The organism is Halalkalibacter urbisdiaboli, assembly GCF_002156385.1.
Taxonomy (GTDB): domain Bacteria; phylum Bacillota; class Bacilli; order Bacillales; family Bacillaceae_D; genus Halalkalibacter_A; species Halalkalibacter_A urbisdiaboli.
Genome location: NZ_MVJM01000001.1, coordinates 247224 through 268599 on the forward strand (window position 1 = coordinate 247224; position 21376 = coordinate 268599).

The 21376-nt window shown below is 39.4% G+C and carries 25 protein-coding genes; 2 read left to right on the top strand and 23 right to left on the bottom strand.

What is annotated here, in order from left to right; genetic code table 11:
- Position 1: 1 nt before the first annotated feature.
- Entirely contained in the window at positions 2-175 is a 174-nt protein-coding gene (locus tag B1R93_RS01235; protein WP_088102175.1) for a YpmA family protein, read from the bottom strand.
- A gap of 96 nt (positions 176-271) precedes the next feature.
- On the opposite strand from B1R93_RS01235, the gene B1R93_RS22860 reads away from it, so the two are divergent.
- A complete protein-coding gene (locus B1R93_RS22860) occupies positions 272-448 on the top strand; it encodes a hypothetical protein (protein ID WP_165763700.1) in 177 nt (58 codons plus the stop codon).
- Between the two features lie 87 nt (positions 449-535).
- Here B1R93_RS22860 and B1R93_RS01240 read toward each other — a convergent pair whose 3' ends face one another.
- The 14 genes from B1R93_RS01240 to B1R93_RS01305 all read right to left on the bottom strand — a co-directional run bounded on the left by B1R93_RS01240 (position 536) and on the right by B1R93_RS01305 (position 14587).
- Complete coding sequence (locus tag B1R93_RS01240; RefSeq protein ID WP_088102176.1) at positions 536-1849, bottom strand: amidohydrolase; 1314 nt, start codon at positions 1847-1849, stop codon at positions 536-538.
- Between the two features lie 26 nt (positions 1850-1875).
- Positions 1876-2712 (bottom strand): ComEC/Rec2 family competence protein, encoded by an 837-nt coding sequence (locus B1R93_RS01245; RefSeq protein WP_088102177.1) that lies wholly within the window; start codon positions 2710-2712, stop codon positions 1876-1878.
- Positions 2713-2831: 119 nt separating this feature from the next.
- Complete coding sequence (gene dinG / locus B1R93_RS01250) at positions 2832-5648, bottom strand: ATP-dependent DNA helicase DinG (RefSeq protein ID WP_088102178.1); 2817 nt, start codon at positions 5646-5648, stop codon at positions 2832-2834.
- A 9-nt stretch (positions 5649-5657) separates the two neighbouring features.
- The gene (locus tag B1R93_RS01255) at positions 5658-6647 is read right to left on the bottom strand and encodes a tetratricopeptide repeat protein (protein ID WP_088102179.1); all 990 of its coding nucleotides are present in this window, start codon (positions 6645-6647) and stop codon (positions 5658-5660) included.
- 69 nt (positions 6648-6716) lie between these two features.
- On the bottom strand, positions 6717-7100 hold the full coding sequence (gene panD, locus B1R93_RS01260) for an aspartate 1-decarboxylase (protein WP_088102180.1): 384 nt from the start codon (positions 7098-7100) through the stop codon (positions 6717-6719).
- Between the two features lie 2 nt (positions 7101-7102).
- Positions 7103-7966, bottom strand: coding sequence for a pantoate--beta-alanine ligase (gene panC, locus B1R93_RS01265; RefSeq protein ID WP_088103356.1), 864 nt, complete (start codon positions 7964-7966; stop codon positions 7103-7105).
- Positions 7966-8802, bottom strand: a complete 837-nt coding sequence (gene panB, locus B1R93_RS01270) for a 3-methyl-2-oxobutanoate hydroxymethyltransferase (protein WP_088102181.1) — start codon at positions 8800-8802, stop codon at positions 7966-7968. The genes panC and panB overlap by 1 nt, the downstream gene beginning before the upstream one ends.
- A gap of 230 nt (positions 8803-9032) precedes the next feature.
- Positions 9033-10013 carry a biotin--[acetyl-CoA-carboxylase] ligase gene (locus tag B1R93_RS01275; RefSeq protein WP_088102182.1) on the bottom strand — a complete coding sequence of 327 codons (981 nt, stop codon included), beginning with the start codon at positions 10011-10013 and terminating at the stop codon, positions 9033-9035.
- Positions 10010-11137 carry a CCA tRNA nucleotidyltransferase gene (locus B1R93_RS01280; RefSeq protein WP_088102183.1) on the bottom strand — a complete coding sequence of 376 codons (1128 nt, stop codon included), beginning with the start codon at positions 11135-11137 and terminating at the stop codon, positions 10010-10012. Before B1R93_RS01280 ends, B1R93_RS01275 begins: the two co-directional genes overlap by 4 nt.
- Positions 11138-11172: 35 nt before the next feature.
- A complete protein-coding gene (bshA, locus tag B1R93_RS01285; RefSeq protein WP_088102184.1) occupies positions 11173-12327 on the bottom strand; it encodes an N-acetyl-alpha-D-glucosaminyl L-malate synthase BshA in 1155 nt (384 codons plus the stop codon).
- Positions 12324-13043: a bacillithiol biosynthesis deacetylase BshB1 gene (gene bshB1 / locus B1R93_RS01290; RefSeq protein WP_088102185.1), complete on the bottom strand. Its 720-nt coding sequence runs from the start codon at positions 13041-13043 to the stop codon at positions 12324-12326. Before bshB1 ends, bshA begins: the two co-directional genes overlap by 4 nt.
- Positions 13030-13437 carry a methylglyoxal synthase gene (gene mgsA, locus B1R93_RS01295; RefSeq protein ID WP_088102186.1) on the bottom strand — a complete coding sequence of 136 codons (408 nt, stop codon included), beginning with the start codon at positions 13435-13437 and terminating at the stop codon, positions 13030-13032. Before mgsA ends, bshB1 begins: the two co-directional genes overlap by 14 nt.
- A gap of 12 nt (positions 13438-13449) precedes the next feature.
- On the bottom strand, positions 13450-14250 hold the full coding sequence (dapB, locus tag B1R93_RS01300; RefSeq protein ID WP_088102187.1) for a 4-hydroxy-tetrahydrodipicolinate reductase: 801 nt from the start codon (positions 14248-14250) through the stop codon (positions 13450-13452).
- On the bottom strand, positions 14243-14587 hold the full coding sequence (locus B1R93_RS01305; protein WP_088102188.1) for a nucleotide pyrophosphohydrolase: 345 nt from the start codon (positions 14585-14587) through the stop codon (positions 14243-14245). The genes dapB and B1R93_RS01305 overlap by 8 nt, the downstream gene beginning before the upstream one ends.
- 145 nt (positions 14588-14732) lie before the next feature.
- Between B1R93_RS01305 and B1R93_RS01310 the strand changes: the two genes are divergently transcribed.
- Positions 14733-15605, top strand: coding sequence for a YitT family protein (locus tag B1R93_RS01310; RefSeq protein ID WP_088102189.1), 873 nt, complete (start codon positions 14733-14735; stop codon positions 15603-15605).
- Between the two features lie 40 nt (positions 15606-15645).
- On the opposite strand, the gene B1R93_RS01315 is transcribed toward B1R93_RS01310, so the two are convergent.
- The 8 genes from B1R93_RS01315 to B1R93_RS01350 all read right to left on the bottom strand — a co-directional run bounded on the left by B1R93_RS01315 (position 15646) and on the right by B1R93_RS01350 (position 21298).
- Complete coding sequence (locus B1R93_RS01315; protein WP_088102190.1) at positions 15646-16323, bottom strand: zinc metallopeptidase; 678 nt, start codon at positions 16321-16323, stop codon at positions 15646-15648.
- A gap of 190 nt (positions 16324-16513) precedes the next feature.
- Positions 16514-17299 carry a sporulation protein YpjB gene (gene ypjB, locus B1R93_RS01320; protein ID WP_088102191.1) on the bottom strand — a complete coding sequence of 262 codons (786 nt, stop codon included), beginning with the start codon at positions 17297-17299 and terminating at the stop codon, positions 16514-16516.
- Between the two features lie 71 nt (positions 17300-17370).
- Complete coding sequence (lhaT, locus tag B1R93_RS01325; protein ID WP_088103357.1) at positions 17371-17967, bottom strand: lipoprotein heptaprenylglyceryl N-acetyltransferase LhaT; 597 nt, start codon at positions 17965-17967, stop codon at positions 17371-17373.
- A gap of 84 nt (positions 17968-18051) precedes the next feature.
- Positions 18052-18837, bottom strand: coding sequence for a menaquinol-cytochrome c reductase cytochrome b/c subunit (locus B1R93_RS01330; RefSeq protein ID WP_088102192.1), 786 nt, complete (start codon positions 18835-18837; stop codon positions 18052-18054).
- A 41-nt stretch (positions 18838-18878) separates the two neighbouring features.
- On the bottom strand, positions 18879-19550 hold the full coding sequence (gene qcrB, locus B1R93_RS01335; protein ID WP_088102193.1) for a menaquinol-cytochrome c reductase cytochrome b subunit: 672 nt from the start codon (positions 19548-19550) through the stop codon (positions 18879-18881).
- Between the two features lie 15 nt (positions 19551-19565).
- Entirely contained in the window at positions 19566-20066 is a 501-nt protein-coding gene (locus tag B1R93_RS01340) for a Rieske (2Fe-2S) protein (RefSeq protein WP_088102194.1), read from the bottom strand.
- 145 nt (positions 20067-20211) lie between these two features.
- Entirely contained in the window at positions 20212-20673 is a 462-nt protein-coding gene (locus B1R93_RS01345) for a YpiF family protein (protein ID WP_088102195.1), read from the bottom strand.
- Between the two features lie 76 nt (positions 20674-20749).
- The gene (locus tag B1R93_RS01350; protein WP_088102196.1) at positions 20750-21298 is read right to left on the bottom strand and encodes a ReoY family proteolytic degradation factor; all 549 of its coding nucleotides are present in this window, start codon (positions 21296-21298) and stop codon (positions 20750-20752) included.
- Positions 21299-21376: the final 78 nt, after the last annotated feature.

Sequence of the window (21376 nt, forward strand, 5' to 3'; positions counted from 1 at the left end):
TTCATGTACGATAAATCGTAAAAACCATTTTTTCCTCATTCTTTTGATCAAGCGCAAGCCCAAACATTAAATCCTGCTCCTTTAATGTTCGATTAAGAGAATCCACGATTTTATATAAATCACTTGCTTTGTTTACGCGTACGGTTGATAAAACTTCCACCTTTTGTTGTTCCATTACAGTTCCTCCCAAAATGATTCTCATGTTTTACTAATTATAGTGACATTAATATGGGCTATACTAGTAGTACGCCAACGAAAGGGGGGCGTACAGATGAACCGTTCGTATTCAACGACAGCTTCATCTTATCAGCAAGATAAGCAGCATATAGCTTTATTAAAGCGTGACGGATTAGATTGGGATGATCTCTTCCCATTATCAATTCGTCAAACCCAATTCCCCACGTTTTTTGAACAGCAACAACCTTCAGAAAAGAATAAGATACACTAAATGTTCGTTTAGGAATGGCTAACAGACTACATTCCAACTCACACCTCAATCCTGCACATCGCCTTGTGCAGGATCTTCGTAAACATATTATATCAGTTTACAAATCCGCTTGTAATGTTCATTCGCTTCTGCCATTATTTTTTCTTCGTCTAACGTTATCAATTCTCTATTTTCCATTAGCGGATTTCCTTCTACATACACATCAGTCACATCAGTACTTTTGACTGAATAAATTAAATGCGACATGACATGCTCTTCTGGTTGGAGATGACTAGAACTAGTAGCTAGTAAGAGAAAATCAGCTTTACACCCTACGGCGATCCTCCCTATATCTTCAAGCTGTAATGCTTTAGCTCCAGAAACAGTTCCTAGCTTAAGAGTCGTCTTTGCAGGAAGAATTGTTGAATCTAGCTGAACGCCCTTATGAATTAATGCCGTCATTCTCATTTCTTCAAACATGTCTAACGTGTTATTTGAAGCCGTACTATCGGTTCCTAATGAGACTGTCACTCCTTGTTCGAGCATTTTTACGACTGGTGCTACCCCAGAGCCCAGCTTTAAATTACTAATTGGATTGTGACTTACCGCCGCTTTATATTTTCTTAACAGTTCAATATGCGCATCACTGAGGTGAACTCCGTGAGCAAACAACCACGGTACTTCGGCTAATAAACCCTTTCCTTCTAGCTCGTCTAATGGGTGTAGTCCATGATGGTGAATGTAATCATCAATTTCCTTTTTAGTTTCTGCCAAATGCATGTGCACGGGTATGTTAAGTAACTTCGCCTCTTCAACTATACGTTCAACAAACGAAATTGGACAAGTATAAGGGGCGTGAGGAGCTAACATTGTTCGAATGCGTCCATCCGCTTGTTGATGCCAGTTTTTCGCAAACGATACTGCTTCCTTTAGCTTCTCCTCTTGTTCACTTTTTGGACATAATCCAATCATTGAACGCATCAACGTTGCACGTAGACCAACTCTCTTAATTTCTTCCGCAAAATCATCCATAAAGAGGTGGTACATTTCCAAAAATGTCGTCGTACCCGATTTAATCATTTCAGCCATCGCAAGCGCTCGACCAGCTTCAACTGCCTTTTGATCGAGCTTTGCTTCAAATGGCCACATTTTCTCTTGAAGCCACCGATGTAAAGGCAAATCATCAGAATGGCCCCTTAATAAGGTCATCCCCATATGTCCGTGTGTATTTACTAAGCCAGGCATCAACCACTTTCCGTGAGTGTTAAGAATCCGATTAGCCTTGTCTCTGAGGTGAACAGGTGGTTTCCCTTCCTCTATTTTCTCAAAAACGCCATTTTGAATGAAAACATATCCCTCTTCTAAAAATGGGTTATCTTCATCCATAGTTACAGCTTTAACGTTCGTAAGTAATAAAGACATCGGATCACCTCCTTCATCTTTTTTATTTAAAATTGAACGGTTAATAATTGATAATCTTGTTGATCAGCTTTGATAAGAATCGTTCCATTTTGTTTCGTTTGATACGTATCAATCCACGTTTCCTGCATCCTTTCTATTACTTGACTATGAGGAACACTATTTTCTTTTGCAAACATGATCGCAACTTGAGGATCGATTTCGTCCAAAAACTGTTGAGAAATATCCTTCTTCACACCAAACTCTGGAACCTTTAACACATTCACTTTTTTTAACTTAGATTCTAGCCACGTTTTTTCTAGCGCTTCATTCGCTTCAGTAGCAAATAAGAAGTGATGCTTCGCAAAGGTTATACTCATTGAGAGCTTTGGCATCAATGTTTGTATACTCGGTAAAGCTTGAAATTGTAAAGATGGGAGCAATTCATGCGTGCTACCTTCTTCCCAACTTGAAATTGTTAACTTCTCTTTTTTGAATTGAGCTTTGGCAATTTCCATTCCTTTTTCAGGAACAATGATCCTATCTACATGATAGTTATCTATAAGAAACTTCGTATTTCCAGCATATTCGTCCTCAAACCTTGGAAGGATAACTGCTTCAATTTCATGAACATGAAATTTTTCAAGTCGTTTTATTAATGCCTGTTTTGAATCAGAAGCCCCTGTACCAATCAATACCGCTTGTTCGTCTGGCGCCTTTATTAACGTAGCTTCACCACTTGGCAAATCTAAAAACATAAATGCAATTTCTTTTTCGTGAAGATGGATATCGACCTCACTCTTCTCCACTTGTTTCAACTCAAGTTCAAATGCGAGTAAAAATGGCATTAAAAAAAAGCATACGAATCCAATTTGAATCATACGCATAAAGCTTATCCCTCCATGACCAGAAAGTCAGTTTAGTTTACGCAAAACCGAACAAACTTATTACGAGATAATTTTATGCGCTATTCAATTATTGGTGCCTCTCCCCTAAAAAATAAGCCTCAAAAATCTCGGAATTGTTCTAAAAGGGCTTCTAGTTTCCCTTCATGAACGGGTACTTCAGGTAAGGATCGGATAAAGAGCTTTCCGTAACGGGTTGTTGTAATTCTACGGTCAAAAACATAGACACATCCTTTATCACGCGTCGTTCGAATCAAGCGACCAAACCCTTGTTTGAATCGAATAATAGCTTGTGGAAGTGATACCTCCATAAATGGATTACGCCCTTCTTCCTTTGCTCGTTCTAATTGGGCTTGTAATAGTGGTTGATCAGGTGGTGAAAAAGGTAATCGTACGATAACAAGTTGATGTAATTCGTCACCCGGTAAATCAACTCCTTCCCAAAAGCTACTTGTCCCAAAAAGAATTGCAGAGTCAGCTTGTTTAAAGGATTTCATTAACTTGGCCCTACTTCCACTTGTCATTCCTTGTCCAATCAATTGCAGAGACTCATTCTCACTTAAATCCTTTACGTGCTTGTAGACTAATTTGAGCATCTCATAGGAAGTAAATAGGACGAGTGTTTTCCCTTTTGTCTCTTCTGCAATTCTCCAAACTTTGATCGCCACGTCTGCTGCAAATTCCTCATCCGATACTTCTTTAATCGCTGGTATGTCCGTTGGAATTAGAAGACGCACTTGATCTTTATACGAGAAAGGGGAAGCAATTGTACATGTTTCTGCTCCAAAATCCTCAAGACCTAGCTTCTTTTTTTGATAATCAAATGATCCGTTTACTGATAACGTTGCAGAGGTTAATATGACACTTTTCTTCTTTGCAAAGAAATCATCTGCTAATCGCTCCGCAATATCAATTGGCTTACTATATAAGAATGTAGCATTTTTTGCTCCACGTGGTTCAATTTCAATCCAATAAACGTAATTCGGATCGGACTCAAGTAATAATTCATAGACAGTTTGTTCTTCGTCATATAAGGAATCCACAACACTATCAACATCTGCTAGAAAACCACGGTCTTTAAATAATAAAGACTCTTGAAGATCATGAAACTGACCTAAAACGCTTTTTAATAAACGAAATGTATCGCCCATTCCCATATGAACCCTCATTGCACACTCAAGAATTGCTTGCCATAAGGACCCTTTTTCATTAAAGCTTTCATAACGATAACGATCTCTACCTGTATCTGTCGCAGTCGTCTTACGTTTTTGCATGACATACCGATGAATCATCCGAAATAGTTCATCAAGCTCCTCTTTAATATGTTGAAGGCCTTCCTCTATTTTTGTATATTGCACATTGCTCTCAAGTTGATTGTCATGTAAGAGTTGGTTTACATACTGCAGCATTCCATCTTCCCATGTCAAACCTAACCTTTGAAGAAGATATGAAAAGGAAAGATAGTCTGCCTTCATTCCTAAGTGCTCACTTGCTGTTTCTTCTAAGTGATGAGCTTCATCAATAACAACATGCGTATATGCAGGAAGCAATCGCTGCTCATGGATTAGGTCTGTAAATAGGAGGGCATGATTCGTAATGATAATATGAGCTGATTGCGCCCGTTTTCGCGCTCGATGATAAAAGCATCGTGAAAACCATGGGCTATATTTGCCCAGATCCGTATTCGAGTCACTTTGAACCTCAAACCAAAAAGCCTTACCGCCCGAAGCTAAATTTAATTCCTCCACATCACCATGCTCCGTCTCCGTTAACCATATTAAGATTTGTGCTTTCGTTAATAAAACATCATATGTATCTGTGTCGATGGAGTGAAGTGACTGTTCAAATTTTCGCAAACATAAATAATGGCTTCTCCCTTTTAAAAGTGCAACTACTACTTCAAAAGGTAGAAGCTTTTTCAAGATAGGCAAGTCTCTAGTTAGTAACTGCTCCTGCAAAGGAATTGTTTGGGTGCTAATAACAACGGGCTTTCCGGTTTCAAACGCATAAAATGCGGCAGGAATAAAATAGGCAAGTGACTTTCCAGTACCTGTACCTGCCTCAATTAATTTATGCTGATAATGATGAAATGCTTCATCAACCTCGTTCATCATTTGATGCTGACCTTCACGTACTTCATAGTGAGCAAAAGCGCTAGAAAACGTCCCGCCCTCCTTCATTAATGATTCTTTATATTCGGTAAAGGAAGGAACCTCTGTCGGTTCACTATGTACTTTTTCAACATCAATTCGTTTTAATGCAAGCTGGCGAAAGCAATCAAATTGTTGTTCATCGGTTGTTCCACTCGTTCCTTTTTGATGAATAAGTGTTTGCAATAAACGTTCTAAATCACTACGCAAACGACGAGAAATTGGTAATAATTGCTGTAACGTTAATAATGGTAAAGTTTGTAACTTATGTATAAGCGTTAAAAAGAGATGAGCCGTTACTTCTGCATCACTGTCAGCTTGGTGAGGGCGGTCATGGGAAAAACCAAGAAAGTCAGCTAAATTCGTCAATTTATAGCTCTCCTGCTTTGGTAAAAGCATTCTGGCTAATTCAACGGTATCAAAAGCTGTAACAGATGGGACATCATACCCCTCATCCTCTAACTGTTTTTGTAAAAAGTTCAAATCGAAATGCACATTATGAGCAACAAAGCTCGCATCCTTTAACATAGGTAATAACAACGGAATAATTTCGTGAAATGTAGGTGCTTTTGCAACCATTTCATCCGTAATCCCTGTCAGCTCTTCAATAAAAGGAGGGATGGGTATATGTGGGTTAATAAATGATGAAAATCGTTCTACAATCTCCTCCCCCTCAATGACGATTGCTCCGATTTGGATAATCCGGTCACCCTGCACTACCGAATGACCGGTTGTTTCTAAGTCAATAACGACATATCGTTCTTTCATTTTTCCACCTCAATTATTAGCCCTTTCGCAAAGCAAAGGACGAACATCCCAAACAGATTGTAGCCATTGTAAAGAAACATGGACTTGTTTATAATTCGGTTCTATTTGGACAATCTCATCAAATATACGTAAGGCATCCTCTCGCATATCTAGTAAGGCTAAGTTCCATGCTAAGCCATGTAAAACGTTTACCTGCTTCTCACCTATGGCAATCATTCTCTTGTAACAATGAACGGCCGCGAGGTGATGTCCATGCCACTCGCACACATACGCAAGAGCTTGGAGGGCATAAGGAGTATTAAGCAATTGTAAGCATTCCATCCATGTAGAGAAAGCTTGTTCTTCATGACCTATTTTCCAATGGCAGCAGCCTAAGAAAAAGTACGCTTCGCCATCCTCTGGAAGCATCTGAATCGCTTTTGAAAAGTATTGCTTTGCTACGTGAAATGATTTAGTAACATAATGACAGATACCCAAATTATACACAACATCTTCACTCGTTGTAAGAGTATTTGCATGTTCAAAAGCGTCAATTGCTTCATCATATTTTTCCTCTTGAACATAATAACACCCCAGTCCTACATAGGAAAAATGCTCAATCATGACGTTTTGACTCGTTTGAATAAGATAAAGAAAATGTTCAAATGCACGATTCATTGCCCCTATATATAAATAACTATACGCTAAATATAATCGTCTTAATTCGTCTTTTTCTCCTGTTTCCTGCTCCTGTTCAAGCGTTTCAGTAGCTTCTTGAAACATCTCTAATTGGTAATAGGTTGTTCCTTTTGATTGATATGCTATTTGTGGGTGACGTTCATCTAGTTTCGTTTTAAGTAATGCTAGCTTTTCATCCATATCTGTCCACGCATCTAATAAAGATTCTGCCACTTCTTCTAAATGTTCGATATGAACCTCCTGCTCTTTTTCAGGCAAGTATGGCCATTTTTTATCAATATATTCATACAAACGCTCCCAGGATTCAAGCCATTTATCCATAAAAAACCCCTCCTACTCGAAACCGATCTATATGATCAGTGTTTATCGAATAGAAAGGGAATATGCGGCTTAGAGAACGGTAGAAGCTGGCTCCATCGCTAACATTTCAACAATTCGATTGCTTTCATCCATAATTGCCACTTTTGGATTATGGTCTTTAACTTTTTCCTCGGCAACTAGCGCATAGGATAATACGATAATCACATCACCTTCTTGCACGAGCCTAGCTGCTGCTCCATTTAAACAAAATACACCACTGCCACGCGGGCCTTTAATAACATAGGTTTCAAATCGAGCACCGTTATTATTATTTACAATTTGAACCTTTTCGTTTTCAACAATATCAACTGCATCCATAATATCCTCATCAATCGTAATACTTCCAACATAATTAAGATTCGATTCGGTTACTCGTGCACGGTGAATTTTAGCTTTCATCATTGTTCGAAACATGATCAACACTCCTTTCCTGTCGCTGCATTAACGAGGATATTATCAATGAGACGCGCTTTTTCATATTTATAAGCGAGAGCGACAATAATCTTTCCTGATAATTCTTCAATAGGTTCTAAACGTGGATAGCTTAGCACATCAACATAATCAATCTCTCCATAAGCGAGCTTTTGAAGGTCATCCTTTATTAAAGCGATCACGTCGGATCTCGTACACGTCTGTTTCTTTATACAGTCACTTGCCTTTTGCAATGCTTCGTATAGCTTTGGAGCATCGTTTCTCTCTTCTGGTGAAAGATAGACATTACGCGAGCTTTTCGCCAACCCATCTTGTTCCCGAACGGTGTCACAAGGAATAATTTCAATTGGAATATTAAACGTATCAACCATATTCATAATAATGGCAACCTGCTGGGCATCTTTCATTCCGAAATAAGCTCGCTCTGGTTGAACAAGTTGAAATAGCTTCATAACCACCGTAGCCACTCCGTCAAAATGTCCAGGGCGGCTAGCTCCACAAAGAACGTCAACACCTTTTTTCACTTGGATAATCATCATCGGCTCTTCCGGATACATTTCGGAAATAGAAGGGTAAAACAGGATATTAACGCCTGCATTTCTCGCAATTTGTTCATCTCGTTCAAAATCGCGAGGGTAACGGTCAAAGTCTTCATTAGGACCAAATTGTAATGGGTTGACAAAAATACTTAATACGACAATATCATTATCTTCATTTGCCTGATGTAATAATCGTTTATGACCTTCATGAAGAAAGCCCATTGTTGGTACAAAACCGATTTTTTTATGGTTGGATTTCGCTTCAGCTATCGCTGTACGCAACTCTTGAATTGTTTTTACTATGCGCATCATTCTTTTCCTCCGTATAAACCAGCAATGACTTCTTCGTTTAAGGTAAAAGAATGCTCCGCTTGTGGAAAGGACAATTCTTTTACTTCCGAGACATATTGGCTCATTGCCTGCTCAATGGAGGCTGTCACATTAGCATACGTTTTCACAAATTTCGGAACATGAACACTTCCGTACCCAATTACATCATGATAAACAAGCACTTGACCATCTGTATTCACACCGGCACCTATGCCTATAATCGGAATTTGTAGCTGTTCAGAAATAAAAGCACTTAATTGTTCAGGCACACATTCTAAAACGATAGAAAAGGCACCTGCCTTTTCTAATGCTTTTGCATCAGCAATCAATTGCTTCGCATCGGCTAAATCTTTTCCTTGAACGTGATAGCCTCCTAAAACCCCAACTGATTGCGGTGTTAAACCTAAATGCCCCATTACTGGTACCCCTGAAGCAGTTAACCTGTTTACCGTTTCAATAACATCTTTGCCACCTTCTAATTTAACGGCATGTGCTCCAGCCTCCTGCATTAGTCGACGAGCGTGAGAAAGAGTTTCATCAAAACGACCATGATAGGTTAAAAAAGGCATATCCGTTACGATAAACGTATCTGTAGCGCCGCGTTTTACCGCCTTCGTATGAAGAATCATATCATCAAGTGTGACAGGGATAGTTGAATCATAACCAAGCACAACCATTCCTAATGAATCTCCTACCAAAATAATGTCTACTCCGGCCTTTTCCACGATTTTTGCGCCTGGGGCATCATAGGCCGTCAGCATGGCAATTTTTTCACCTTTTTCTTTCATTTTAAGAAAACTACTTGTTGTTTTCATCTTTACCTCCGTTTATATGGAGGGTTCATTAGAACGTAGAAAACGAAAAAAATCCTTCTTATAGAAGAAGGATTGGACATACGAAACAAACAAATCACAGATTTGTTTTTACGTTCTTTTCATGAATCCCTCTGTCCTAGTCCTTCTTTGGGATCAAGGCAGATCCGTTTTTATACACATTTATGGGTGCAGCTCTATAAAGATACCGCCCACACTAGTATAACAGATTATTATTCATTTCGCTTCGCAATTTCAATATCCGCTGAATAAATTTGATGAATAGCACCTTGCTCATCTTCCAAAAGTAGAATTCCCTCATCCGTTATCCCTTTTGCAAACCCGAACAATACTTGCTGTGGTGTACGAGCATAAATGTTGGTCCCAACACTTATCGCATTCGCCTCCCATAACGGTCTAATCATCCCAAAACCACGCTGTAAATATTCTTCATAAAGCCATTCGAACTCTTTTAAAATTTCTGCAACAACCTGAGCACGCTCAATTTGCCTCCCGGTTTCAATTGACAATGACGTTGCAATGCTTTCAATGTCTATATCAAAATCCTCTTGCAGTTGGTTAACATTTACCCCAATTCCAATAATAACTGAGTGTACAAAGTCAGGATCTGCCTGCATTTCTGTCAGGATCCCCACTACCTTTTTTCCGTTAATTAAGACGTCATTTGGCCATTTAATTTCTGCTTCAACTCCACTGGCCTTTTTAATGCCTCGGACAACTGCGACTGCAGTAAGCAAGGTTAGCTGGGGAGTTTTCTGCGGTGGCAATTTCGGCCTTAATATTAAGCTCATAGAAATGCTTGTCCCAGAACGAGAATACCACGCTCTCCCCAATCTGCCCTTCCCACGCGTTTGTTCATTTGCTATGACGAGATGTCCTTCTTCTTTTCCTTCCTGAGCGAGCTTATGGGCTACCACCTGAGTTGATTCAATTGCGTCAAAATAAGTAATTTCTCGTCCGATTCGCTTTGTTTGTAGGTATATATTGATTTCGTGTGGCTGAATTCCATTTGCTTTTTTAATTATTCGGTACCCTTTTCTAGGAGCAGAGTCAAGCTCATATCCGCTTTTCCGTAATTCTTCGATATGCTTCCAAACAGCGGTTCTAGAACATCCCAACGCTTGACTAATTTTTTCTCCAGAAATGAACTCCGCCTCATTGTCTAATAACATTTTTAATAGCTTTTCTCTCAATGCTTGTCTCTCCTTCTTGCCAATTGCTCTAAAAGGATGAGTTTGTCATTATCTAAGGCTCCTGTTACTACCGCTTTTTCGGCCCATTCTAGCTCATCCTTAACCCATGGTCCAGCCTTTGCCTGTACTTGCTTTAAGAGATCTGTTCCAGTAAGAGCAAGCTCGTTTTTCCCTTTAATTGGAAGACCATCCCACATTTGCTGAAGTGTTTCAGCTGTATGACCAAAGTGAGCACGTAATCGTTCAACATCTTGAGCTGTATTTATCCCTGCTTTGTATAATAGCCATGGCGTCCATTCTTGCTTCTGTCGAATAGCTATATAGCGGAGTCGCTCTTTGATATCTTGAATTAGTCTATTTGATAACGTGAGCGACTTTAACAGTTCTTTTTCTGTCCACTCAAAGCAATAGGCGATGGTCGTCCAGCATATAACATCTGATTCACCTTGAAATGAAGGGAGAGTCAGAAGCCGTTTTACTTTTTGTTCTGTCAATTTCATCATCGGTAATGAAGAATACATGTGAGTATTAAGCAAGTGCTGGATAGCGGCATTACGGTACGTTCCTCTAAATAGCTTTTCAAACTCCTTGATCACTCGCTCAATAGCGACATTCCTTAGAGAAGGATGGTAGGAATGAATCACTTCCAGCAATTCTCCATCAATGTCAAAACCAAGCTCACTTATAAACCGAAGCGCGCGTAAAAGCCGTAGAGGGTCCTCACTCATTCTTTGAGCTGGTTGAAAAGAACGAAGCCTCCTCATCTTAAGATCCTCCTGTCCGTTCGTCGGATCTAGAAGGCTTCCTTCTTCATTAATCGCCATACTATTAATCGTAAAATCTCGCTTTAGTAAGTCTTCTTCTATCGTGTTACCACGTTCCGTTGTTACTTCAAATAACAGCCCTTCAAAACGTACAATGACAGTTTGGTGTTGGTTGTTCATCATGAAGGTATTTGGAAATAAGGCATGAATCTCCTCAGGTTCCGCAGAGGTTACGATGTCAATATCAGAGATTGCTCTTTTAAGTAACGCATCCCTGACTGCCCCACCTACGATAAACGCACGGTGTCCTTTTGCTTGTAAGCAGTTTAATAACGGTGCTGTTTGTGCAAAGATGTCCATTGCCTTATCCCTCTTTTCAAAACCACGAAGCTGTACTAGTTTAGTTCACATTCTACATTTGATTTATTGGTAACGATTTGTTGATACAAGTGCTCATATTGCTCAACAATTCTGGCTGAATAAAAGGTTGTTGTTACTCTTTCAAGGCCTTTTTGGGCAAAGGATTGATGGAGCGCTTTATCTTTTAATAACATAATTGCTCGGTCTGCAACACACTCTACGTCCCCAACATCACATAAATATCCAGTAACACCGTCTTCAATAACCTCTGGGATACCCCCAACCCTCGTTCCAATTACAGGAACCTTACACGCCATCGCTTCTAGGGCAACTAAACCAAAGCTTTCCTTCTCACTAAGCAAGAGCATTAAATCACTCATTGATAATAGCTCGGCAATATGTTTTTGATTTCCAAGCATGACGACTCGATCCTCTATGCCAAATTCTCTCACAAGCTGTCTAGCAGTTGTCAGCTCCGGGCCACTTCCAATTAGGAGCAGTTTTGCTTTGATTTGCTTTGAAATTAAGTAAAAGCTCTTTACTACATCGGTCACTCGTTTTACTGGCCTGAAATTCGAGATATGAATAAGTACATTTTCATCAGGTTTAATACCATAATGCCCCTTTAAACAGCCAATGTCATTTTTAACATACACGCGTTCATCGATAAAATTGTAAATCGTTTCAATCTCTTTATTTGTACGAATAAGCTCTTTCGTCTGAGTGACTAAATCATTTGAAACTGCCGTCACCACATCGGACTGCTCAATCCCATAACGAATTAATTGTCGAAGGGATGGATCATTACTAAGAACCGTAATATCTGTTCCGTGTAGTGTCGTGACAATTTGAAAATCATGGTCACACATTTGTTTAGCTAAAATAGCACAAATCGCATGAGGAACAGCATAATGGACGTGTAATACATCTAGCTTCTGCCTTCTTGCTACTTCAGCCATTTTGCTCGCTAATGTTAAGTCATATGGAGGATACTGAAAAACGGAGTATTGATTAATTTCTACTTCATGATAATAAATGTTTGGATACACTCGGTCGAGACGAAAAGGTACACTCGAAGTAATAAAATGCACTTCGTGGCCACGTTCTGCAAGAAGTTTACCGAGCTCAGTAGCAATTACTCCCGACCCGCCGACAGTTGGGTAACAACTTATCCCTATTCGTAATTTCATCTGGTTCTCTCGTCCTCTTCAATTAGAGTTTTCACTAAGAAAGGCTTTGTAACTTTAAAACCTTCCGCATAGTCTACACTTACTTCTTTCCCAAAAAGACGTTCTCTTGCTTCAACAACTTCTATATACCCATTTGTTAATGGGGTTTCAATTGAATTGGCATCCCCTACAAACTGGCTTTCATACGCTTGCAATGCTAACTTCTTCGTTTCAATATAATCACTAATATCTATGACGAAATCAGGTCGTTCATAGCTATTTATTAAATAAAAATATACATCTTTGACCCGGTGATGTCCTAAATTTTTGGTGCAGCGATACTTTCGGATTCCTGCATTAAATACTGCTTCCTTGACAAGCTTCCCACATTCGCCATGGTCTGGATGACGATCAATAGAATAAGGGGCAAAAACAATTGATGGTTGATAATAGCGAATAATTGAAACCAATTCACGCATTTGTTCCTCTCCGGTATGTCGTAATCCGCGATCAGGAAAATCAAGTTGTATTCTTGTATGCAAACCGAGGTATTCACCCGCCCGTTTGGCTTCAGCCTGTCTTCGCTCTACTGTTCCATTCGATGAAAGCTCTGCCATCGTTAAATCACAAATCCCAACGTTATATCCTTTTTTTGTATATTTCACCAATGTTCCGGCCATCCCGATTTCGACATCATCGGGATGTGCGCCAAAGGCCAGAATATCAAGCTTCGTCATCGTTTATCAGTTCACGCCAAGCAAAATCTCCACGCGCTAACCCTTTTATTAAGATTTCGGCAGTCCCCATATTTGTTGCTAATGGAACATTTTGTACATCACAAAGACGAACAAGTGCTGATACATCGGGTTCATGCGGTTGTGCCGTAAGAGGATCACGGAAGAAAACAATTAAGTCAAACTTATTTTCTGCAACGAGTGCACCAATCTGTTGATCTCCCCCCAAAGGCCCGGATTTAAAACGAACGACTGATAAATTCGTCGCCTCCATTATTCTAGATCCTGTCGTACCCGTGCCGTAAAGCTCATGTTCAGTAAGAACCTCCTCATACGCTACAGCAAATTGAACCATTAAATCTTTCTTTTTGTCATGGGCAATTAACGCAATTCTCATTCAGGTTTCCCCCTACTCAATAATGTTTTCTAAACCGTATACAAGCGTGTCAATTCCAAGAACTGTTTCAACTGCCAGGCGGACACCAGGCATAAAGGAAGCACGGTTCATGGAATCATGGCGAATCGTTAACGTCTGACCTTCCCCTCCGAAAATCACCTCTTGATGAGCAACAAGTCCAGGCAAACGAACACTATGTATTTTCATTCCTTCAAAATCTGCACCACGTGCCCCAGCTAATTCTTCTTTTTCCTCTGGATGCCCTTGTTGCTTCGCTTCTCTTACTTCAGAAATAAGCTGTGCTGTTTTTATGGCTGTACCAGAAGGCGCATCTAGCTTGCGATCATGATGTCTTTCGATTATTTCTACATCAGGAAGATACTTCGCAGCCATTTGCGAGAACTTCATCATTAAAATTGCACCGATCGCAAAGTTTGGGGCAATAATAGCACCTAATTGCTTTTCCTCTGATGTATGACGCAATTCCTTTATATCAGCATCAGAAAAGCCTGTCGTACCAACAACAGGACGAACACCGTGTGCAAAGGCCGTTTCCATATGCTTTCTGCCAAAGGCTGGCGCCGTTAAATCAATTAAAACATCTGCATCATGCTCTGAAAAGCAGCGACCCATATCTGTGTATACCGGAACCTGTAATGCAGGCATATCTGGCAAATCTGCAACAAGTTTTCCGTCATTTTTAGAATCAATTACAGCCACTAGCGTAAAATGATCAGTAGCAGCAACCATTTTTACTGCTTCTTTTCCCATATTTCCACGTGGGCCTGCGACAACTATTTTCACATTATTCATGTTCTACACCCTCTTCTTTTCTTGTCCAACGATCTTTATCTCTCGTTTCAAATTTATTCATGACGATAGTGAATGCTTCCTCTAAATCAATATGTAAAGAATTTGCAAAGCATATAAGAACAAATAAAATGTCGCCCATTTCTTGTTCCATTGTTCGCTCTTCTTCGCTTAATTTTTTTGGTTTTTCCCCATAATAATGATTAACTTCACGTGAGAGCTCACCGACTTCTTCGGTAAGTCGGGCTAACATCGCAAGAGGACTAAAATAACCTTCTTTAAATTGGCCAATATAGCGATCGACCTCTTCTTGCATTTGCTTCATTGATTTTGGTTCCATTATTTACACCTCACTCTCCATGTTAGCGAATGTGAGTCAATTTGACAAATCCTATTACACGGTTTGCCGAAAAAAGCCAGGTTCTATATAATAATCATGCATCTTCTTAAAAGATTGTACACTAAAAAACAAAGGGAGGGATAAAATGAAAGATGTCATTAAGTTAAGAAGTATCTTTTTTATTTTACTTGGCTCAGCGATCCTTTCTTTTGGATTGGTTTATTTTAACATGGAAAACAATTTAGCGGATGGTGGATTTACCGGAATTACATTAATTTTATTTTTTGTTTTTTCGTTTAACCCGGCTATTACGAACTTACTTTTAAACATTCCACTATTTTTCATCGGATGGAAAATTCTTGGGAAAACAACATTTATTTATACGATGATTGGAACCGTTGGTGTGTCAGTATTCCTAGAGCTCTTTCAACGTTATCGTTTTATTGAAATTCCTTTACGTGATGACATGACATTAGCTGCATTGTTTGCTGGTGTGTTCATCGGCGTTGGTCTTGGCATTGTCTTCAGATATGGGGGAACGACTGGAGGCGTAGATATCATTGCAAAATTAGGTTTTCGCTACCTTGGATGGAGTATGGGGAAAACAATGTTTATTTTCGATGCATTAGTCATCGCCTCCTCTTTAATTTATTTAAACTATCGTGAAGCGATGTATACGCTATTAGCCGTTTTTATTGCAACAAGAGTAATTGATTTTATTATTCAAGGAGCTTATTCTGCGAAGGCATCCTTTATTATCTCAGAGCATGTTGCAGAAATCGCTGCAGCTATTATGAAAGAAATGGACCGTGGTGCAACAATTTTACAGGGGAAAGGGAGCTTTACTGGTTCAAATAAAGAAGTGCTATATTGCGTTGTTGGTAGAAATGAGTTAATACATTTAAAAAATCTAGTCGAAAAAATTGACCCTCATGCCTTCGTAACCGTTAATGATGTTCAGGATGTCATTGGAGAAGGGTTTACGCTTGATGAAAACAAAAAACCGATTCGGGTGTAATCCTCGAATCGGTTTTTTAGTGTCAATAAGACATTAATAATTAATCGTCATTGTTCATACCGATATACATAAGTACAAATCGGAGAAGTTCTAATACTGCAACAACTGTAGCCGCAACATACGTTAAAGCAGCTGCATTTAATACTTTTTTAGCACCGGACTCTTCATCGTTACGAATTAATCCAGAGCTAACCATAGCCGCACGCGCCCGGTTTGAAGCATCAAACTCAACAGGAAGAGTAATAAATTGGAACGCTACCGCCCCAGCCATCAATATAATCCCTAAGAGTAAGGCGCCAGACCATTGCAGGAAAATCCCCGCCAAAATAAAAATAAATGAGAAATTAGAACCAAAACTAGCAACTGGAACTAATGCATGACGAAAGCGTAAGAATGCATATTCTTCAGCATCCTGAATCGCATGACCAACTTCATGAGTAGCGACTGATACCGCGGAAATCGACGTCCCATAATAGTTATCCTCAGAAAGACGAACAACCTTTGATCTAGGATCATAATGGTCAGAAAGTTTCCCTTTAACAACTTCTATATTCACATCGTAAAGCCCATTCTCGTCTAGTACCTTTCTTGCCGCTTGTGCCCCCGTCAATCCCGATGAAGCACCAATCTTTAAATGTTTAGCATACGTTTTCTTTAAATAGACTTGAATTAAGATTGGCACAGCAATAATTAATACGAAATAAATGAGAAAACCCATATAAAAACCTCCTATTCTGTAACAAAGCTACATTGATTGTTTAGCTAAAGGGGGTTAAGAGTCGATCTCATTTTAAAACCCTTTTGCTATCAGTATTACTTATAATTCTATGTAATACATACTTAAAAGTCAAACCTTATCCCCAGCAAAAACAGTCAAAATGCATCATTAATTTCACAGAATAGTCACATTACTCTTTTGCTCGAACTTTACCCTTCTCCGCTCTATATTTACGGTAGCCGACATAGGATAAAGATAGAACGATCATGCCTCCGATTGTAAACATTACCCAAAGTAGTGACGGATCCGCACTATCCTCTTTTACTCTCTCGTACATTGTTTTAAACTCTGTTTCCATTAATTCAAGGTGACGGATGGCCTTTTCAGTTTCATACTCAGTACGAAGTCGCTCTAAATAAGTCACTTGAGACTCTATTCTTTGCAACTGTTGTGGTTCTAAATCGATCAACAAAGCTGGCTTAATCATTTGGTAATGACGAAGAAAATCATTAATTCTGTGCTGAAAAGCTTGGTTTTCTCCTTGTTCAACCGCTTGTTTCATTTCCGTAAAAACGTTCATAACTGTTTTTTCAGTGTGAATCCAGAGCGGATGATATTCACTTGACAGCGCATCAACAGCTAATCGGAAAGCTGTTACTTGATGAATACGTTCAGGATGAGAAAGATCAACAGCAGTGACGGCTTCTTGAGCGTGTTCAAATGCAATCGTAACCGTTCTTAGCGCGCTCATCGTAACTTCTTCTTGCTTAAAGTCCATTTCTAAAAAAGACTTTGAAAAATAATCGAGTACCTGCTTCGCTTCTTCGTACTTCTCTTGCTTTACAAGCTGTAGAATTTGATCAGATGTATGATTTAACTCTTTCCATGATTGCTTCTCTTGACGTTCATCCGCTTGACTATATGACGGAAAACATAATAGCAAAATCCCTAAAATAACGATGACAACTTGACGCATGTCTGTCCCTCCTTCTTCTACTCCCATCCTATGAAGACATGGACAAGAGTAGACCAAAAAAAGGACAAGAATTATGCTTTAATTTCCAGTTTATATGTCCTGTTCCGTATTACCGTCACATAAACAATAAAAATAGAAAATAAGCTTAACCAGAACGTAAAATATCCAATTTCATGGATAGATGGCATAAGTGAATAAGATAGACTAGGGTGCATCATAAACACGTAATCAATGATGTCATTATGTATAGTCCAAACGGATGCGATCAATAAATGCACTGGCTTAATTCGGAAATAAGGGGAATAAATAACCGCTTGAAGCGCCATCCCACCATGGGAAGCGATTAACATATAGTTTTGCCAAGTCAATGATTCCCCCGTTAGGCCTGTTGCAATATTCATGACAACGGCCCATATGCCATACTTAATTAACGTTACAGCAGCAAGTGCCTCGATTAAAGGCCAGTTTTTTTTCATTAGAAATGCAAATAAAACAAAAACAAAAAATAAGCTCGCTGTTGGACTATCTGGTACAAACAACAGAAACCGCACCGGAGTCTCCACTAGCTGAGACTTATACCAATAGTATCCATAAATCGTTCCGGGTATGTTAATGAGAAGCATAATCCACAGCATCGTTTTTGTTCCAAATAAAGTTAATAGTTTCATTCCCAAAGCGCCACTCCTTTGCTTCATTCATCTAGTAAAAAGGAGAAAAAGCTGACTATATTAGCCAGCTTTCTCACATCATGATTATTCTTCAGGATTTCCGTGTGCAGCAATATACTCTGCAAGGATTTGAAGCTCTTCTTCAGTTCCTTCAAAAGCCCCTGGTGGCATAGCTGTTCCTTCAATACCGTTATGGATAACATCAATAATTTCTTCGACGCTTCTCTCAGTATCAAGTAGTGATGGACCACCTGCACCGCCTGCCATTGTATCACCGTGACAGCCAATACAAGAACCTTGGGCTTCATAAATTGCATAACCTTCTGCTTCTGTATTAATATCAGCTTCTTCAACAATTGCCCCTTGTTGAGCTGCCGCTTCCCAGTCATGCTGATCAACAGATTCCCAAGTTAAATAAATCGTTGAAATCAAACCTAGCATCATTAAACCAGATGCAATTGGTCGCTTTAATGGACGACGCTCTTTACCTGTATCAAGAAATGGCGCAAGTAGTAGTGCTCCAAATGCTAATCCAGGAATAACAACCGCACCAATTACGTTAAAGTCACCTGATGCATACGTATACTTTAATAATTGATACAAAAATAAGAAGTACCAGTCAGGCAATGGAATATATCCAGAGTCTGTTGGGTCTGCCATCCTCTCTAATGGCGATGGATGTGCAACAGTTAAACAGAGATACCCCATTAAGAATACTGCACCAACCATCCACTCTTTTAAGAGGAAGTTCGGCCAGAACGCTTCCGTTTTACCTGGATACTCTGAGTAGTCTTTTGGGATATTGGGTTTACGATTATTTGCCTTGACACGAGAGTCACCGACAAACTTCATCCCTTTACCACGTTCCATCTCGTTCCCTCCTTTTCGATTTTCTTTACTTAACGAATTTCCTACAACGGACCAGAAATACCTTGTTTACGGATCATGTAGAAGTGAGCCGCTAATAAACCAAGCAATGCTGCTGGTAAGAAGAATACATGGATGGCAAAGAAACGTGTAAGTGTTGTTGCACCGATGATTTCACCACCAGCGAGTAACGTTTTTGCAAAGCCTCCAATAATCGGAACACTTTCAGCAATTTGCAAACCTACGACAGTTGCAAAATACGCTTTCATATCCCAAGGTAATAGGTAGCCTGTGAAACCTAAACCAAGCATAACGAAGAAAATAAGTACTCCAACAACCCAGTTTAATTCACGTGGCTTCTTATATGAACCCGTAAAAAATACACGCAATGTGTGTAAAAACATCATTACGATAACTAAACTAGCTCCCCAGTGGTGCATTCCACGTACAATAACACCGAAAGCTACTTCATTTTGTAAGTATGCGACTGAGTGATAAGCGTTGATAATATCTGGAGCATAATACATCGTTAAAAACATTCCAGATAAAATCTGAATGACCGTAATGAAGAACGTTAATCCTCCGAAACAGTACACGAACGCAGAGAAGTGGTGAGCAGGGTTCACGTGCTCAGGTACTTCATGGTCAGCAATATCGCGCCACATAGGCGTAATATCGAGACGCTCATCAACATAATCATAAATTTTTTGAAGCATCGATTACGCCCCTCCTTATGTTCGCTGATTAATTTGACCTAAATAAACTTTTCCATCTTCCACTAATACATCATACACATCAAGTGGACGCTGTGGTGGCGTACCTTCAATGTTAATCCCTTCCTTCGTAAACTGCCCAAAGTGACATGGACAGAAGAAACGGTCAGGATGTTCCGCTTGTGTTCCATATGCCACAGTACAGCCAAGGTGTGTACAAGTTGGAGACAAAGCTGTAACTGCATCATCTTTCAAGTAGATGTATGCATCACGTTGCACTTCAGATTCATACCAAGCATCAACTTGATCAAATTTGAAAGAGAACTTTTGTGGTTCTTCACTTAAATCCGCCACTTCACATACGTAAATGTAGTCTGATTCAGCACCAGCCTTAAGCGCTGGATCAAGTGCAAAACGTGCCATTGGCATCAACATTCCAGCAGCCATAAAACCACCTACACCTGTTAACGTGTACGTTAGAAATTGACGTCGTGAAACCTTGTGATCTTTCTCGCTCACTAGTTATCCCCCCCTACACTATAAGGTTTCGCCCATAAAAATGGACAGAATTCAATACATATTATACTAGGACATTCCCATGATACTTGAATGGACATGGAGTGTCAATTGTTTCAAGGATCAAATCAAAGGGAATTATCCACAGTTAACGATATTGCCACTTGTTTGTCAAAATCGGAACGAGCTGTTTTATTTGCTCACTTATCACTTCGCGCTTATGTACTTGGTCCATGTGCTCTAACGGCACTGTCGGCAACCATATTAACAGGCTTTCCAATTGTGACTCAATAGTTTTCCATTCGCCGTCCGACGTTAACAAAATGACATGCTGCATTCCACCTAGCTCTAGCTCTCGTTTCCAACTTAATAAACGTTGAGTTCGAGAATGCACATCCTCTGTTTTTAAATAAGAAAATGCCGGAAACAGTACGACTCTACCTTGAAATTGCCGCTCTAATTCTGAGGAAATAATGCCAATAAATTCTCCCATTGCTACCGTTGACTTCACTTGTTCCTGCCAAGAGATTGGTATCAATGCAATGAGCGCTGTATCGACGTACTCTTTTTCTTTTAAATACGTGTCCATCTCTGTTGCTTGCCACTTCATGTTTAATACCTCCTTTAAGGACAAACTATTTCTATTTTACCTTTGTTTCATTCCAAAAGAAAGGGACTCTTGAATATCAAGAGTCCTTGCCGAGTTCCTCAAGTTGTAAAACAAGTTTCGTAAATTTTTCTTCATTTTTTTCATCAAGTGCCTTATCTATTTGCGCGAGTAGTTGACTGCGCTTAAATGTTAAGAGTGAAATATCTAAAAATTTTTCAGCCAATTTTTCATTTTCTTGAGCAATCTCTTTATTCTCTGGCACATACGGATTATTTTCTAGCACCGCCAAATAGGGTGGGTATGCTTTCGCGCCAAGAAAATGCAATTCTATATAAATATCTTCCGTATGATTTAGTCGAATATCATGAAATGCTTTTTCAGCATCCGTTGTAACATGGTGATACTTATGAAAAGAGAAAGGTGTGGTTTCAACGCCATGTGCTGAAATAATGAGCGCCTTTGGGGTACACTCAGCATGCTCGACAAAATGAACTCGTTCCATCAACTCATCATCGCTCATTAAATAATTTAATAACCAAGCACATTCCCGTCTTTTTAATTCATATTGTTTTAAAAAGCCCCTGAGAAAGTCCTTTTTTTCTACCACTGGAATGATGTTGCCCATGCGTCATCCCTCCCTCGTTATTTCACAAAACTTTCACTTAGTAATCATTATTCGCCCTAATCTAGACATTTTCCTTTT

Coding starts and splice junctions, on each gene's coding strand:
- B1R93_RS01235 (WP_088102175.1), bottom strand. CDS start 175: ATGGAACAACAAAAGGTGGAAGTTTTATCAACCGTACGCGTAAACAAA.
- B1R93_RS22860 (WP_165763700.1), top strand. CDS start 272: ATGAACCGTTCGTATTCAACGACAGCTTCATCTTATCAGCAAGATAAG.
- B1R93_RS01240 (WP_088102176.1), bottom strand. CDS start 1,849: ATGTCTTTATTACTTACGAACGTTAAAGCTGTAACTATGGATGAAGAT.
- B1R93_RS01245 (WP_088102177.1), bottom strand. CDS start 2,712: ATGCGTATGATTCAAATTGGATTCGTATGCTTTTTTTTAATGCCATTT.
- dinG (WP_088102178.1), bottom strand. CDS start 5,648: ATGAAAGAACGATATGTCGTTATTGACTTAGAAACAACCGGTCATTCG.
- B1R93_RS01255 (WP_088102179.1), bottom strand. CDS start 6,647: ATGGATAAATGGCTTGAATCCTGGGAGCGTTTGTATGAATATATTGAT.
- panD (WP_088102180.1), bottom strand. CDS start 7,100: ATGTTTCGAACAATGATGAAAGCTAAAATTCACCGTGCACGAGTAACC.
- panC (WP_088103356.1), bottom strand. CDS start 7,966: ATGCGCATAGTAAAAACAATTCAAGAGTTGCGTACAGCGATAGCTGAA.
- panB (WP_088102181.1), bottom strand. CDS start 8,802: ATGAAAACAACAAGTAGTTTTCTTAAAATGAAAGAAAAAGGTGAAAAA.
- B1R93_RS01280 (WP_088102183.1), bottom strand. CDS start 11,137: ATGGACATCTTTGCACAAACAGCACCGTTATTAAACTGCTTACAAGCA.
- bshA (WP_088102184.1), bottom strand. CDS start 12,327: ATGAAATTACGAATAGGGATAAGTTGTTACCCAACTGTCGGCGGGTCG.
- bshB1 (WP_088102185.1), bottom strand. CDS start 13,043: ATGACGAAGCTTGATATTCTGGCCTTTGGCGCACATCCCGATGATGTC.
- mgsA (WP_088102186.1), bottom strand. CDS start 13,437: ATGAGAATTGCGTTAATTGCCCATGACAAAAAGAAAGATTTAATGGTT.
- dapB (WP_088102187.1), bottom strand. CDS start 14,250: ATGAATAATGTGAAAATAGTTGTCGCAGGCCCACGTGGAAATATGGGA.
- B1R93_RS01305 (WP_088102188.1), bottom strand. CDS start 14,587: ATGGAACCAAAATCAATGAAGCAAATGCAAGAAGAGGTCGATCGCTAT.
- B1R93_RS01310 (WP_088102189.1), top strand. CDS start 14,733: ATGAAAGATGTCATTAAGTTAAGAAGTATCTTTTTTATTTTACTTGGC.
- B1R93_RS01315 (WP_088102190.1), bottom strand. CDS start 16,323: ATGGGTTTTCTCATTTATTTCGTATTAATTATTGCTGTGCCAATCTTA.
- ypjB (WP_088102191.1), bottom strand. CDS start 17,299: ATGCGTCAAGTTGTCATCGTTATTTTAGGGATTTTGCTATTATGTTTT.
- lhaT (WP_088103357.1), bottom strand. CDS start 17,967: ATGAAACTATTAACTTTATTTGGAACAAAAACGATGCTGTGGATTATG.
- B1R93_RS01330 (WP_088102192.1), bottom strand. CDS start 18,837: ATGGAACGTGGTAAAGGGATGAAGTTTGTCGGTGACTCTCGTGTCAAG.
- qcrB (WP_088102193.1), bottom strand. CDS start 19,550: ATGCTTCAAAAAATTTATGATTATGTTGATGAGCGTCTCGATATTACG.
- B1R93_RS01345 (WP_088102195.1), bottom strand. CDS start 20,673: ATGAAGTGGCAAGCAACAGAGATGGACACGTATTTAAAAGAAAAAGAG.
- B1R93_RS01350 (WP_088102196.1), bottom strand. CDS start 21,298: ATGGGCAACATCATTCCAGTGGTAGAAAAAAAGGACTTTCTCAGGGGC.